General features: G+C 68.2%; 13 protein-coding genes. 1 reads left to right on the top strand and 12 read right to left on the bottom strand.

The window, feature by feature from the left end:
- Positions 1-2: 2 nt before the first annotated feature.
- Positions 3-653 (bottom strand): TetR/AcrR family transcriptional regulator, encoded by a 651-nt coding sequence (locus tag ASG72_RS14950; protein WP_056713536.1) that lies wholly within the window; start codon positions 651-653, stop codon positions 3-5.
- Between the two features lie 112 nt (positions 654-765).
- Between ASG72_RS14950 and ASG72_RS14945 the strand changes: the two genes are divergently transcribed.
- On the top strand, positions 766-1,401 hold the full coding sequence (locus ASG72_RS14945; RefSeq protein WP_056713534.1) for an isochorismatase family protein: 636 nt from the start codon (positions 766-768) through the stop codon (positions 1,399-1,401).
- Between the two features lie 15 nt (positions 1,402-1,416).
- On the opposite strand, the gene ASG72_RS14940 is transcribed toward ASG72_RS14945, so the two are convergent.
- The 11 genes from ASG72_RS14940 to ilvD all read right to left on the bottom strand — a co-directional run bounded on the left by ASG72_RS14940 (position 1,417) and on the right by ilvD (position 12,549).
- Positions 1,417-2,214, bottom strand: a complete 798-nt coding sequence (locus ASG72_RS14940) for an MBL fold metallo-hydrolase (protein ID WP_056713532.1) — start codon at positions 2,212-2,214, stop codon at positions 1,417-1,419.
- A 13-nt stretch (positions 2,215-2,227) separates the two neighbouring features.
- The gene (locus ASG72_RS14935) at positions 2,228-3,028 is read right to left on the bottom strand and encodes a TatD family hydrolase (protein ID WP_056713530.1); all 801 of its coding nucleotides are present in this window, start codon (positions 3,026-3,028) and stop codon (positions 2,228-2,230) included.
- Entirely contained in the window at positions 3,028-4,587 is a 1,560-nt protein-coding gene (gene metG / locus ASG72_RS14930; RefSeq protein WP_056713528.1) for a methionine--tRNA ligase, read from the bottom strand. Before metG ends, ASG72_RS14935 begins: the two co-directional genes overlap by 1 nt.
- A 20-nt stretch (positions 4,588-4,607) precedes the next feature.
- Entirely contained in the window at positions 4,608-5,678 is a 1,071-nt protein-coding gene (locus tag ASG72_RS14925; RefSeq protein ID WP_056713526.1) for a DNA polymerase III subunit delta', read from the bottom strand.
- Positions 5,678-6,325 (bottom strand): dTMP kinase, encoded by a 648-nt coding sequence (gene tmk, locus ASG72_RS21320; RefSeq protein WP_244488842.1) that lies wholly within the window; start codon positions 6,323-6,325, stop codon positions 5,678-5,680. The genes ASG72_RS14925 and tmk overlap by 1 nt, the downstream gene beginning before the upstream one ends.
- A gap of 11 nt (positions 6,326-6,336) precedes the next feature.
- The gene (locus ASG72_RS21315) at positions 6,337-7,509 is read right to left on the bottom strand and encodes a D-alanyl-D-alanine carboxypeptidase family protein (RefSeq protein ID WP_056713523.1); all 1,173 of its coding nucleotides are present in this window, start codon (positions 7,507-7,509) and stop codon (positions 6,337-6,339) included.
- Between the two features lie 90 nt (positions 7,510-7,599).
- Positions 7,600-8,658 carry a septal ring lytic transglycosylase RlpA family protein gene (locus tag ASG72_RS21425; protein ID WP_082540365.1) on the bottom strand — a complete coding sequence of 353 codons (1,059 nt, stop codon included), beginning with the start codon at positions 8,656-8,658 and terminating at the stop codon, positions 7,600-7,602.
- Between the two features lie 321 nt (positions 8,659-8,979).
- Complete coding sequence (locus tag ASG72_RS14905; RefSeq protein ID WP_056713522.1) at positions 8,980-9,348, bottom strand: hypothetical protein; 369 nt, start codon at positions 9,346-9,348, stop codon at positions 8,980-8,982.
- Between the two features lie 99 nt (positions 9,349-9,447).
- Positions 9,448-9,813 (bottom strand): hypothetical protein, encoded by a 366-nt coding sequence (locus ASG72_RS14900; protein WP_156395983.1) that lies wholly within the window; start codon positions 9,811-9,813, stop codon positions 9,448-9,450.
- Positions 9,814-9,881: 68 nt separating this feature from the next.
- A complete protein-coding gene (locus tag ASG72_RS14895) occupies positions 9,882-10,832 on the bottom strand; it encodes a tetratricopeptide repeat protein (RefSeq protein WP_244488815.1) in 951 nt (316 codons plus the stop codon).
- The gene (ilvD, locus tag ASG72_RS14890) at positions 10,819-12,549 is read right to left on the bottom strand and encodes a dihydroxy-acid dehydratase (RefSeq protein ID WP_056713516.1); all 1,731 of its coding nucleotides are present in this window, start codon (positions 12,547-12,549) and stop codon (positions 10,819-10,821) included. Before ilvD ends, ASG72_RS14895 begins: the two co-directional genes overlap by 14 nt.
- Between the last annotated feature and the right edge of the window lie 237 nt (positions 12,550-12,786).

Below are 12,786 nucleotides of genomic sequence, written 5' to 3'. Positions count from 1 at the left end.
GCTCACGTCTGCGGTGAAGTCTCGCCGGTGAAAAGGATGTCGCCCGGCGCGCCGTCGATCAGATGCGGCAGCAAGGCCTTCCAGGCGTCGACCATTTCCCGGTAGTAGCCGGGTTCGGGCCGCAGCACGGTCTGGACGCCCATGCCGCGCATCAGGCAGACCGTGAGATTGAGGATCAGCCGCGCCTGCTGCGGCGTCCGCTCCGAGCCGGCACAGAACTGCGTCCAGATCTCGTCCAGCGCTTCGTGGAAGCGGCGCACCACCGGGATCATGCGCAGGCGCAGCTCGGGATCGTTGCGGGATTCGGTGATCATCTCCAGCGACAGATAGAAGAACCGTCCCGAGAACAGCCGCCAGAGAAACTCGACGAAATCCGCCAGCGAGGCGCTGCCGCTCTGCAGCTCGTTTGTGACGGCCTTGATCTGGCGGGTGCCGTCATCGAGCAGCGCCTCCATCGCGGCGATGACGATGTCGGCCCGGTTCGGGAAATGATGCAGCAAGGCGCCGCGCGAGACACTGGCCCGCAGCGCGATGCCCTGGGTCGTCGCGGCGTGGTAGCCGACCTCGAAAATCTCGTCGAGCGCCGAGCGGATCAGCCTGTCGCGCGTCGCGACGCTGCGCAGCTGCTTGCGCCGCAGGCCTGGCTCTTCCATGCTCGATCCTCCGCTGGTTCGGCCCAGAGTAAAAAGTGCGAGCTAAAAAAACAAGCTTGCATGATTTTATATCTGGCGCATCCTGAAGCCCTAGCATCGTCAGGAGCAGCCCATGTCGGATGATTACGCCAATCGCAGCTATGGTGAGATTCCGGTCGGCTTCGGCAAGAAGCCGGGCATCGTCGTCGTGGATTTCCAGACCGGCTTCACCGACCCCCAATATCCGCTCGGCGGTGCGCCTTTGGTGATGCGCGCGGTCGAAAACACCGCGAAGCTGCTCGATGTGGCGCGCCGCTACGACATCCCGGTCGCCAGCTGCTACACCGCCTATAAGAACGAGCGGGAAATGCCCTATTGGAAGATCACCGCCGTGCGCGAGACCTTTCTGGAAGGGCATCCCAGCATCGCGCTCGACCCGCGGATCTACGACGCCGATTACGATCTCGTCGTTTGCAAGAAGGGCCCGTCGATCTTCTTCAACACCGGGGTGAGCGACTATTTCACCAAGGAGCGGGTCGATACGGTGATCATCACGGGCTGCAACACCAGCGGCTGCATCCGCGCCAGCTCGATCGACAGTTTCAGCTATCGCTACCGGACGATCGTTCCGGAGGATTGCGTCGGGGACATCGAGGAGCAGCCGCACCGGGACAATCTGCGCGATCTCGGCCGGCGCTATGTCGATGTCTCCAATCTCGAGACGGTCCTCGGCCAGATCGAGAGCTGGCACAGGCAGAACGCCGATTGAGCGCCCGCCCCGGCCTCAGATTTGGACGATCATCCCGTCATAGGCGACTTCGACGCCCCGGGGGACGCGCGAGCTGAGCGCGTCATAGTCGAGATCGGAGTGCAGATTGGTGAGGATGGCCCGGCGCGGGGCCAGCTCCTCGATCGTCGCCAGCGATTCCGCGACGTGGAAATGCGTCGGGTGCGGCGTGTCGCGCAGGCAGTCCAGGATCAGCAGGTCGAGCCCGGTGAGCACCTCGCGCGCGGTGGCGGGCAGGAGGCTGACATCCGGCAGATAGGCGAAGGCGCCGAAGCGGAAGCCCAGCGCATCGTAGCCCGGCCCATGCTCCACCGTGAAGGGCAGCGCCTCGATCGGAGGCCCCTCGCCTTCGATCGTCAGCCTGTCGCCGACGCGCAGGTGATGGAGGTCGAGGATCGGCGGATAGGTGCTGCCGGGCGGCGTCTCGAAGACATAGCCGAAGCGGCTGCGCAGCGAGTCCATGGTCCGGCTGTCGGCATGGACCGGCAGCTTGCGGCGCATATGCAGCACCAGCGCCCGGAGGTCGTCGATGCCATGGGTATGGTCGGCATGGTCATGGGTGTAGAGCACGGCATCGAGCCGGCGCACATCCGCATCGAGCAGCTGCTCGCGAAGATCCGGCGAGGTGTCCACCAGCAGGCTGGTGCTGGCGCCGCCGCTTCCAGCCTCCACCAGGATCGAGCAGCGCCGGCGACGGTTGCGCGGATTGTCGGGATCGCAGGCGCCCCAGCCGGCGCCCGGACGGGGCACGCCGCCGGACGAGCCGCAGCCCAGGATCGTGACCGTCAGGCGCATCGAGGGCGATCTCTCATGCGACCTGCGAGAGCGGCGTGGCGCGGTCCATCTTCCAGTAGCAGCGCCGCGCATTCTCGGTGGTGATGCGGGCGATCTCGTCAAAGCTCAGCCCGAGCGTCTCGCCCAGGACCCTCGCCGTCTCGACGACATAGGCCGGCTCGTTGCGCTTGCCGCGGAAGGGCACGGGGGCGAGATAGGGCGCGTCGGTCTCGACCAGCAGTCGCTCGCGCGGCACCAGCCGGGCGATCCGCCGCAGCTCCTCGGAGGTCTTGAAGGTCAGGATCCCGGAAAATGAGACGTAGAGCCCCATCTCGACGCCGGCGAGCGCAAGAGCCTCCCCCGCGGTGAAGCAGTGAAGGATGGCGGGGAAGGCGCCCTTCCCCATCTCCTCGCGCAGGATCGCGATCATGTCCTCATCGGCCTGGCGGGCATGGATCACGAGGGGCAGTTGGGTGATCCGTGCCGCGGCGATATGGGTGCGCAGGCCCTGCGCCTGCGCCGCGCGCGGGCTCTTGTCGTAGTGATAGTCGAGCCCGGCCTCGCCGATGGCGACGCAGCGCGGATGACGCGACAGCGCCACCAGCTGGTCGGCCGTCACGTCGAGCTCCTCATGCGCGCCATGGGGATGGGTGCCGACGCTGCACCAGACCGAGGGAAACCGCTCGGCAATGGCGGTGTAGCTGGCAAAGCGCGCGACGCGGGTGGAGATCGTCACCATCCGGCCGACGCCCGCCGCCTCGGCCCGGGCGACGAATTCAGCGAGCGCCTCGGTGAAATCCGGGAAGTCGAGATGACAATGCGTATCGATCAGCATCACGCGACCTCGCCGCCCTCGGGCTCGACATAGCGCGGGAAGACGCCGCTGGGCGTCGGCAGCGCCGTGCCGGAAACCAGGCGGCCGCCCTGGCCCAGAGCCGAGAAATCGCGAGAACCGGGGTCGATGCCGAGCAGATCGAGCAGCTTGGCCATGGAGGCAGGCATCACCGGCTGCACCAGGATCGCGACCTGGCGCAGCACCTCGGCCGTCACATAGAGCACCGTGTCGCGCCGGGCCGGATCGCTCTTGCTCAGCCGCCAGGGCTCATGGGCGGCGAAGTAGCGATTGGCCTCCGCCACCACGCTCCAGATCTCCGCGAGCAGCGTGTGCAGGGCGAAATCCCGCATCGCCTCCCGCGCCTTGCCGAGCGCACCGTCGGCGAGAGCCAGCAGCGCGTCGTCGGCGGGCGTCAGCGCGGCGCAGGGCGGCACCCTGCCCTCGCAATTCTTGGCGATCATCGACAGCGAGCGCTGCGCGAGGTTGCCGAGATCATTGGCGAGATCGGCATTGATGCGCCCGACGATCGCCTCATGGCTGTAATTGCCGTCCTGGCCGAAGGAGACCTCGCGCAGGAAGAAATAGCGCAGCTGGTCGACGCCATAGGCCTCGGCAAGCGCGAAGGGGTCGACCACGTTGCCGACCGATTTCGACATCTTGGCGCCCTTGTTGAGCAGGAAGCCATGGCCGAAGACGCGTTTGGGCAGAGGCAGCCCGGCCGACATCAGGAAAGCCGGCCAGTACACGGTATGGAAGCGCACGATGTCCTTGCCGATGATGTGGACGTCGGCCGGCCAGTAATGCGCGCGCGGATCTTCGGGATCGGGAAAGCCGGTGCCGGTGACGTAATTGTTCAGCGCATCGACCCAGACATACATCACATGCTTCGGGTCGCCCGGGACCGGCAGGCCCCAATCGAAGGTGGTGCGGCTGATCGAGAGGTCCTCGAGCCCGCCCTTGACGAAGCTGACGATCTCGTTGCGGCGCGTCTCCGGGGAGATGAAGTCCGGCACCGCCTCATACAGCGCGAGCAGGCGGTCCTGATAGGATTTCAGCTTGAAGAAATAGCTCTCCTCCTCGACCCATTCCACCGGCGTGCCTTGGCCGCCGAGGCGCGTGCCGTCGGGCTGGAGCGTGGTCTCCTCCTCGCCGTAGAAGGCCTCGTCGCGGACGGAATACCAGCCGGAATATTTGGCGAGGTAGATGTCGCCATTGGCCTCCATCCGGCGCCAGAGCTCCTGGGTCGAGGGCAGATGGTCGGCATCGGTGGTGCGGATGAAGCGGTCGAAGGCGCAGCCCAGCCGCTGCTCCATCTCCTGGAAGCGGGCGGCGATGCCGTCGACATAGGCCTTTGGCGCGAGCCCCGCCTGCGCCGCGGTGCGCTGCACCTTCTGGCCATGCTCGTCCGTGCCGGTCATGGCGAAGACGTCGTACCCGTCCAGCCGCTTGAAGCGGGCGATCGCGTCCGACGCCACCATCTCATAGGCGTGGCCGATATGCGGCGGCCCATTGGTGTAATGGATCGCGGTGGTCAGGTAGAATTTGGGGGCCGTGGCCATGGCTGTCCGGTTGGTTCGATTCACGCTGCGCGCGACCGGCGAACCGCATCCGACAGATCATGAAACATCGATAGGACGAGCGGCCTGCGGTCGAGATTGTAAGTCTCGACCTCCCGGGCCGCGCGCGCAAGCTTTTCCCATACCTCCGCAAGCGGTGCAAGGCGCGCCGGGCCGGCGCCGGCATGGGCGTGGAGATGGTCGCCGATCCAGCTCTGGATGGCGTCGATCATGATCCAGAAATCGCCCTCGCCCGTCTTGCCCGCGACATCCTCGGCCAGCGCCAGCAGCGCCGTGACGTCGAGCCCCGGCAGCGCGTCGAGCCTGGCGCGCACGGCCTCGACCAGGGCCAGCGTTTCCGGATCGACATAGGTCAGCGCCCGGCGCACCGAGCCGTCGGATAGGCCGGCGGCGCGGCCGAGCGCCGAGGCGTCGAAGGGCCCGCCCATGCGCTCCAGTGCGATGCGGCCGGCCTCCGCGACATCCGCCTGCGACAGCGCCTGGAAGCCGAGCAGGCGGCAGCGGGAGCGGATGGTCGGCAGCATCCGGCCGGGCGCATGGGCGACGAGCAGGAAGAGCGCGCGCGGCGGCGGCTCCTCCAGCAGCTTCAGGAAGGCGTTGGCCGAGGGGCGTTCCATATCCTCGACGGAATCGACGATGCAGATGCGCCAGCCGCCCTCCGCCGCGCTGGAGCCGAAACGATCCAGCACGCGCCGCACCGCCGGGACCGGGATGTTGCTGCTCCAGCCCTTGCCGTCGGGCTTGGGCACACGGCGCAGCACATGCAGATCCGGATGCGATTGCGCCATGATCCGCCGCGTCGCGGGGTCTTCCTCCGGCATGGCGAGGCTCGTCGCCCGGGAGGCCCGCGCGGTCGGCTCTCCGGCCGCCAGCATGAAGCGCGCGGCGCGATAGGCGAAGCTCGCCTTGCCGATTCCGTCGGGCCCGCCGAGCAGCCAGGCATGATGCATCCGCCCCGAGCGCAAGGCGTCGAGGAAGGCCTGTTCCTGGGTCTGGTGCCCGATCAGCGCCAGCGTCTCGCGCGGATGCGGCGCGCTGGGCAGGCGGTCGGGCTCGTCGCTGGTCTGCAGCATCACACCTCCGCCGGCTGCAGCAGCCGCTCGCCGATCGCCCGCCAGGCCGCATCCGCCAGCGCATCGGGCGACAGCGTGGCGTCGAGCACGAGGCAGCGCTCGGGCTCCTGCGCCGCGATGGCGAGATAGGCGTCGCGCAGCCGACGGTGGAAGTCGAGCGTTTCGCTTTCGAAACGATCACTCGCCTCTCCCGGATGGCGGCGGCTCGCGGCACGCCTCAGGCCGATTTCGGGGTCGAGATCCAGGATCAGCGTCAGATCGGGCAGGAGGCCGTCGACGGTCACCGCTTCGAGTTCGGCGAGCAATGTCGCATCGACCCCGCCGGAGGCGCCCTGATAGACCCGCGTCGAATCGAGAAAGCGGTCGCAGATCACCCAGCTGCCGCGCATCAGCGCCGGGCGGATCAGCGTGTCGATATGGTCAATCCGCGCGGCCGAGAACATCAGCGCTTCGGCGAAGGCGCCATGCGGCTTGATCGCTCCCGCGAGGATCGCCTCGCGGATCGCCTCGGCGCGGGCCGAGCCGCCGGGCTCGCGCGTCAGCTCCACGGAAACGCCCATGGCCCGGAGACGCTCGGCCAGGGCGCGCGCCAGCGTCGATTTGCCGGCGCCTTCGCCGCCTTCCAGCGTGATGAAACGGGATCGCAGCACGGGACCGCTCAGCTTCCCTTGAGGGCTTTGCGGATCCAGCCGGTCGAAGCCTCGAGCAGCGCGTCGAGCGCCCGGCTCTGCAGCGGGCCCTGCGGGACGGATTCGGCCGCGTAGAGCGGGACTTCCAGCGCATTGAGCGTGCCGCGCATGACCTGCAGCTTCGCCACCTCCGCGCCTTCCTGGACCGGCGCCATCAGCGGGCCGCGATAGACGATCCGCGCGCTCAGCCGGTCGCTCGACCCGCGCGGCAGGAGCAGGCTGATGCCGCTCTTCGCCTTCAGCGCGACGCGTCCCTTGGCCCCGCCGAAGACGCTGGCCTCGCCGACGACCTCGCCGGGCTGGAAGATGGCGCGCGGCTCGAAGGCGCGGAACCCCCATTCCAGCAGCTTGCGCGCCTCCGAGGCGCGGTCGCGTGCAGTCTTCAGCCCGTTGACGACGACGATCAGTCTCTGCCCGTTCTGCACCGCCGAGCCGACGAGGCCATAGCCGGATTCGTCGATATTGCCGGTCTTCAGCCCGTCGGCGCCGATATCCATGGTCAGCAGCGGGTTGCGGTTCTGCTGGCGGATCTTGTTCCAGGTGAAGTCGCGCTGGCCGAACATTTTGTAGAGTTCGGGATAGGTCCTGATGATGTGGTTCGACAGCAGCGCCAATTCGCGCGCCGTGACGCGCTGCTGCGGGTCGCCCATGCCCGTGGCGTTCCGGAAGACGGATTTGCTCAGGCCGAGCGCCCGCACCCGTTCCGTCATCAGCCGCGCGAAAGTGGCCTCGTCGCCGGCGATCGCCTCGGCCAGCGCGATGGCCGCATCATTGCCGGACTGGACGATCAGCCCCATCAGAATGTCGGAGAGCTTCACCCGGCTGTTCAGCTGGGCGAACATGGTCGAGCCGCCGGAGACGCCACCGCCCTTGCGCCAGGCGTTCTCGGAAATGGTGATCTCGCTGTCGAGGCTCAACCGCCCCTGCGCGATCTCCTCGAACGCCACGACCGCCGTCGCGATTTTTGCGAGGCTGGCGGGCGCCATCAGCTCGTCGGCGGCTTTCTCGTAGAGAACCGTCCCGCTTTCAGCGTCGAGCAGGATCGCGTGGGGCGCCTGCGACTGGAACGCCTGGGCCTGCGCGGTCCCCGCGAGCGGCAGGGCCAGCGCCAACGCCGCCAGAAGCGCGGCGAGCAGGCGCATCGGCCGAGATAGCGGGCGTGGAGACGGCGCGGGAACGGTCATGGCCCCGATGTGAGGCAGAGCCAGGCGGGCGGTCAAGCCCGCTTCACGTCAATTGCGCGACAGCGGCTGGAAGGCCTGCGGCACCACGCTCGCCGAGAGCGGATGGTTGCGCGCGAAGCGGGCGGTCGGATGCTGCTCCGGCGCCGCGAACAGGCTGGCGACGCTGCCGCTGCCGCGCACCGCGGGCCGTGCCGCCGGCAGGCCGCTGCGCAGCAGGACGGGCGAGCCCGCATTGGCGATGGTGTCGAGATCGAAGGGGCGGCTCGGCGGCAGGGCCGCGCGGACCGGCACGCCGCCGGGCGTCGCGGTCGACATCACGGCCGCGGCGACCGGGGCCTGCGGGGCGATCACCGGAGCCGGGGCATAGGCGCGGACCGTGGGAGCGGGCTGCTGTACCGGAGCCGGCACATCCTCGTCGAGATCGGCGCTGGCCTGCCGCGCGGTGGCGGGCGGCGCGTTGCTCGCGACCATGGTGCGGGCGCTGGTGCCGGGGATCGCGGCCGGCTGGCCGTCGGTCCGCAACGTCGCCAGGAGCAGCCTGTCGTCGGAGCCGGCCAGCGAGGCCTGGCCGAGATATTCGAGCTTGATGCGGGCCGTGCCGAGATGGCGGAAGGCCAGCGCATCGGCGGTCTTCTGCGAGACGTCCATGACCCGGCCGCCATGATAGGGGCCGCGGTCGTTGACGCGCACGATGATCGAACGCCCGTTCAGCATGTTGGTGACGCGGGCATAGGCCGGGAGCGGCATGGTGGGATGGGCGGCGCTGATGCCGTGGCGGTCATAGATCTCGCCATTGGCGGTGCGGCGGCCATGGAAGGCCTCGCCATACCAGGAGGCGGTGCCAACCGCGGTGTAGCCGGTCGGCTTCTCATAGGGGGTGTAGCGCTTGCCGGCGACGGAATAGCTCTTCCCGACCAGCTGGCGTCCGCCGCCCTTGGGCACTTCCTGCCCCTCGGCGATGACGCGGCGGCTGGCGGGGCCGTATTTCGACTCGGGGAAGGCGCCGATTTCCTTGGATTTGCGCCGGGCGACCTGGTCATTGGCGCAATTCGCCAGGAACAGACCCGTCAGCGCGATGCAACCAACCCTGAGGATCCGCGTTGTCATGGTCGACGGCCCATCGATCGCTCCGCTCGCGCTGCACTGCGTGTCCGGAGCCGGGGAGGTTGCGCCTCTCGTCATGCCGTCATTCCGCCTTTTCAGCCACGAACCACAATCGGCCTGCTCGCGCGCGACAGGCTTCTGCCTGCCTCGTACGATTAACGGGCAATCCGATTAAGCGGCCGTTAATGCAGGCGGATCGCTCCGCCGACACCGAGGCCGCGCCCCTGTTGGGCGGGCACAAGGTGTCGAAAATGCGGCGAAAGTCAACCGCTGCCTTGTTTTGAACCGATTTCGGCCGGGTGTGGCGCTGCCGGCACAGGCTGGTCAGCGGCCGATGCGGGCGACGCCGCTATCGCCATTGTCCTGGACCCAGCGCAGGCGGTTGCCACCGAGATCGGTGAGGGTGAAGCACATGGTGCGGCCCTCATACCAGGTCTCCCATTTCTGGCAGAGCGAATCGCCCCTCACCCACCAGCGCCCCTTATCCTTGGGCTTCAGGAAGCGGCCGAGGCCGATCGCTTCGCCGGAGCCGTCGACCTGCCCGTCCGGCCGGTAGAAGAGCGGGAATTCGCCGCCGATCGGTGCGGCGAGATAGATCCGCTTGCCGGAGACGAGCTGCTTGATCTCGCCTCCCTGCAGCTGCGTGTTGGCGTGGGCGGCGCCGGCCAGGCCGATCAGCAGGCCGGCAGACATCAAAATTCTCGTCGGCATCCCTGAGCTCCTCGTGACCATGGGTCTGGTGCTGTCTACGCCGGTCGTTTGCGATCGGATGAGCGAGCGCCGCATTCGCGGTCAATCGGGGCTGCCGCGCTTGATCCCGTCCTTGATGAACACCCGGAAGGGCGTGGTCCCCGCGGCTGTGCCGTCCTCGGAGCGCCAGCGGCCCTGGCTGCAGAGCACGCCGCCCTGGACCTGGGTGGCCTCGAAGACGATGCTGTTGCGATAGACGGTGCCGTTCGGCTCGATCGCCCGGAAGCGCGTGCTGCACCGCCCGTCGGCGACCACCGGATCATAATCATGGATCATGATGCCGCCGCCCCCGGTGCTGGGAAAGGGATCGGTCAGCGGCGCCCATCGCTCGTAATCCTCCGAGGCGGGAGCCTGGGCGGCGGCGGGCAGCGCCGCCATGAGGAGAGGGATCAGGAGAACGAGGCGCATCGTTATGGCTCCGGCGGCGGGTTCTCCGGCTACGCGGGAGCCTCGCCTCCGGATGCAGCCGCCGCCCGTCAGCGGCTCGCGGCGGTCCGGCCGAGCGTCGCGCTCTGGCGCTCGGCCAGCGCCAGAGCGGCGGTGCGGTCGGCGGGGCTGGCGGCGGCGAAGGCCGCGTCGTAGCGCTCGAGAATCCAGCCGTCGCGGGCGGGATCGGCGCCTTCCCGGGCGAGCGAGAGCCACATCAGGCCGATCACCGGATGGCGCGGAACCCCCTCGCCGCCCCGGATCAGCATGTCGCCGAAGACGGCGCGGGCCGGCGCATGGCCCTTCTCGGCGGCGAGCTTCATCCAGCGCGCGGCCTGGCGCGGATCGCGCACGGCGCCCTCACCCTTCAGATAGAGCCGGGCGAGATTGTACTGGCCCTCCGGCTCGCCGAAATAGGTGGCGGCGTAATGGAACATGTCGAAGGCGCGTTCGGGGTTGGGCCGGACATAGGTGCCCTTGATGCCGTCGACGAAATAGCTGCCCAGCGCGACGAAGGCGCTGCCGACGATTCGCCCATCGGCCGTGCCGGGGATCACGTCGGCATTCTCGTCCGCGATCTTCGAAAAATACTCGAAGGCCTTGAGATCGCTGGCGGGAACGCCCTCCCCGCCGGCATACATCTTGGCCAGCTTGAACTGAGCGGTGAGGTTGCCCTGGGCGGCGGCATATTCCAGCGCGCGCACGGCGCCGCGGTGATTGCCCGCCGTCGAATCGCGCATCCAGGCGCGGATCGCGTCGCGGGTATTGGTGAAGGGCGCGAGCGGAAGCGCCATATGCGCCGCCGGGCCCTGGGGCGCGGGGGCGATCACCCGTGCGCCGGGCGCGGGGGCGGCGACCTCGACATCCGGCTCCGGCAGCGCGACGCCGGGAATCGGCAGCGGCGGCACGGGGCGGCCATCCCCAGCCGCCTGCGCCCAGGCGGCCTGATGGCTGCCCAGGATCACGAAAGCGGCTGCAAGAATGGTGTCAGATATCCGCATAGCACTGAATCTCGGCCGCTCCTCCGGGATGGGTCACAGCCCCGCCCTTGGCTGAGCCGACGGTCTGGGCATATTTCCAGAGCGCGCCGGAGGTGTAGTCGGTCTTGCGCGGCTCCCAGGCCTTACGTCGCTCCGCAAGTTCGGCATCAGAAAGGCGGCATGCGAGCTTTCCTGTGATGGCGTCGAGCTCGATGATGTCGCCGTCGCGCAGCAGGGCGATCGGCCCGCCGACGGCGGCCTCCGGCCCGACATGGCCGACGCAGAAGCCGCGGGTGGCGCCGGAAAAGCGGCCATCGGTGATCAGCGCGACCTTGTCGCCCATGCCCTGCCCGTAAAGGGCGGCGGTGGTGGACAGCATCTCGCGCATGCCGGGGCCGCCCTTGGGCCCCTCATAGCGGATGACGATGACGTCGCCGATCTCGTAGCGCCGGTTGGTGACGGCCTCGAAGGCGTCTTCCTCGCAATCGAAGCAGCGGGCGGGACCGGTGAAGGTCAGCTGTTCCGTTGTCATGCCGGCGATCTTCACGATCGCGCCTTCGGGAGCGAGATTGCCCTGCAGCCCGACCACGCCGCCATTCGGCGAGAGCGGCTTGTCGGCGGCGCGCACCACGTCCTGCTGATCGTTCCATTTCACCGCGGCGAGGTTCTCCGCGATCGTCCGGCCGGTGACCGTCATGCAGTCGCCATGGAGATAGCCCTGATCGAGCAGGGTCTTCATCAGCAGCGGGATGCCGCCGACCTCGAACATGTCCTTGGCGACGTATTTCCCGCCCGGCTTGAGATCGGCGATATAGGGCGTCTTCTTGAAGATCTCGGCGACGGCGAAGAGATCGAAATCGATGCCGCATTCATGGGCGATCGCCGGCAGGTGGAGCGCGGCATTGGTCGAGCCCCCGGAGGCCGCGACGACGGTGGCGGCGTTCTCCAGCGCCTTGCGGGTGACGATGTCGCGCGGGCGGATGTTGCGCGCGACCAGCTCCATCACCATCTCGCCGGCGGTGTAGCAGAAGGTGTCGCGCATGTCGTAGGGCGCCGGCGCGCCGCAGCTATAGGGCAGCGCCAGGCCGATCGCCTCGGCGACGGTCGCCATGGTGTTGGCGGTAAATTGCGCGCCGCACGAGCCCGAGGACGGGCAGGCCGCCTCCTCCAACTCCTGCAGATCCTCGTCCGACATCGCGCCGACCGAATGCTTTCCGACCGCCTCGAACACATCCTGAACCGTGACCGGCTTGCCCTTGAAGGTGCCGGGCAGGATCGACCCGCCATAGATGAAGATCGACGGCACGTTCAGCCGCACCATCGCCATCATCATGCCGGGCAGGGATTTGTCGCAGCCGGCGAGGCCGACGAGCGCGTCATAGCAATGGCCGCGCATGGTGAGCTCGACGGAATCGGCGATGCATTCGCGCGAGGCGAGCGAGGATTTCATCCCCTGATGCCCCATGGCGATGCCGTCGGTGACCGAGATGGTGCAGAATTCCCGGGGCGTGCCATTGGCCGAGGCGACGCCCTTCTTCACCGCCTGCGCCTGGCGCATCAGGGCGATGTTGCAGGGCGCGGCCTCGTTCCAGCAGGAGGCGACGCCGACGAAGGGCTGCGCGATCTGCCGGGCGGTCATGCCCATGGCGTAGTAATAGGAGCGGTGCGGCGCACGGGCCGGGCCGACGCTGACATGCCGGCTCGGCAGCCTGGACTTATCGAATACCCGCGCGTCCATTTTTCTTGCCCCTGTCCACCCTGCGCTCGGTCCGGCGCGAGGCTGCTCTGCCACGCGGCGCGAGGCGGACGCAACGTTCCCCGACACCGATCCGGCGCGCCACAAGGGCTCTCCGGACCGCTCGTTCCAGATCTTAATTCCTCAAGATCTCAGTCATTTATCGCCTCTTTCAGCTGAGGCCTGTTTGTGGCGGGATCGGGGCGGTTCCATCTCCTCGCAGCCTGCCGGACAGAATGC

The organism is Allobosea sp. Leaf344 (genome assembly GCF_001426225.1).
Lineage (GTDB): Bacteria > Pseudomonadota > Alphaproteobacteria > Rhizobiales > Beijerinckiaceae > Allobosea.
Note: the sequence above shows the minus strand (reverse complement) of the source record. Positions and strands in the feature narration are given on the sequence as shown.

Excerpts from the sequence above, each read along its gene's own strand:
- ASG72_RS14950 (WP_056713536.1), bottom strand. The coding sequence starts at position 653 with ATGGAAGAGCCAGGCCTGCGGCGCAAGCAGCTGCGCAGCGTCGCGACG.
- ASG72_RS14945 (WP_056713534.1), top strand. The coding sequence starts at position 766 with ATGTCGGATGATTACGCCAATCGCAGCTATGGTGAGATTCCGGTCGGC.
- ASG72_RS14940 (WP_056713532.1), bottom strand. The coding sequence starts at position 2,214 with ATGCGCCTGACGGTCACGATCCTGGGCTGCGGCTCGTCCGGCGGCGTG.
- ASG72_RS14935 (WP_056713530.1), bottom strand. The coding sequence starts at position 3,028 with ATGCTGATCGATACGCATTGTCATCTCGACTTCCCGGATTTCACCGAG.
- metG (WP_056713528.1), bottom strand. The coding sequence starts at position 4,587 with ATGGCCACGGCCCCCAAATTCTACCTGACCACCGCGATCCATTACACC.
- ASG72_RS14925 (WP_056713526.1), bottom strand. The coding sequence starts at position 5,678 with ATGCTGCAGACCAGCGACGAGCCCGACCGCCTGCCCAGCGCGCCGCAT.
- ASG72_RS21315 (WP_056713523.1), bottom strand. The coding sequence starts at position 7,509 with ATGCGCCTGCTCGCCGCGCTTCTGGCGGCGTTGGCGCTGGCCCTGCCG.
- ASG72_RS21425 (WP_082540365.1), bottom strand. The coding sequence starts at position 8,658 with ATGACAACGCGGATCCTCAGGGTTGGTTGCATCGCGCTGACGGGTCTG.
- ASG72_RS14905 (WP_056713522.1), bottom strand. The coding sequence starts at position 9,348 with ATGTCTGCCGGCCTGCTGATCGGCCTGGCCGGCGCCGCCCACGCCAAC.
- ASG72_RS14900 (WP_156395983.1), bottom strand. The coding sequence starts at position 9,813 with ATGCGCCTCGTTCTCCTGATCCCTCTCCTCATGGCGGCGCTGCCCGCC.
- ASG72_RS14895 (WP_244488815.1), bottom strand. The coding sequence starts at position 10,832 with ATGCGGATATCTGACACCATTCTTGCAGCCGCTTTCGTGATCCTGGGC.
- ilvD (WP_056713516.1), bottom strand. The coding sequence starts at position 12,549 with ATGGACGCGCGGGTATTCGATAAGTCCAGGCTGCCGAGCCGGCATGTC.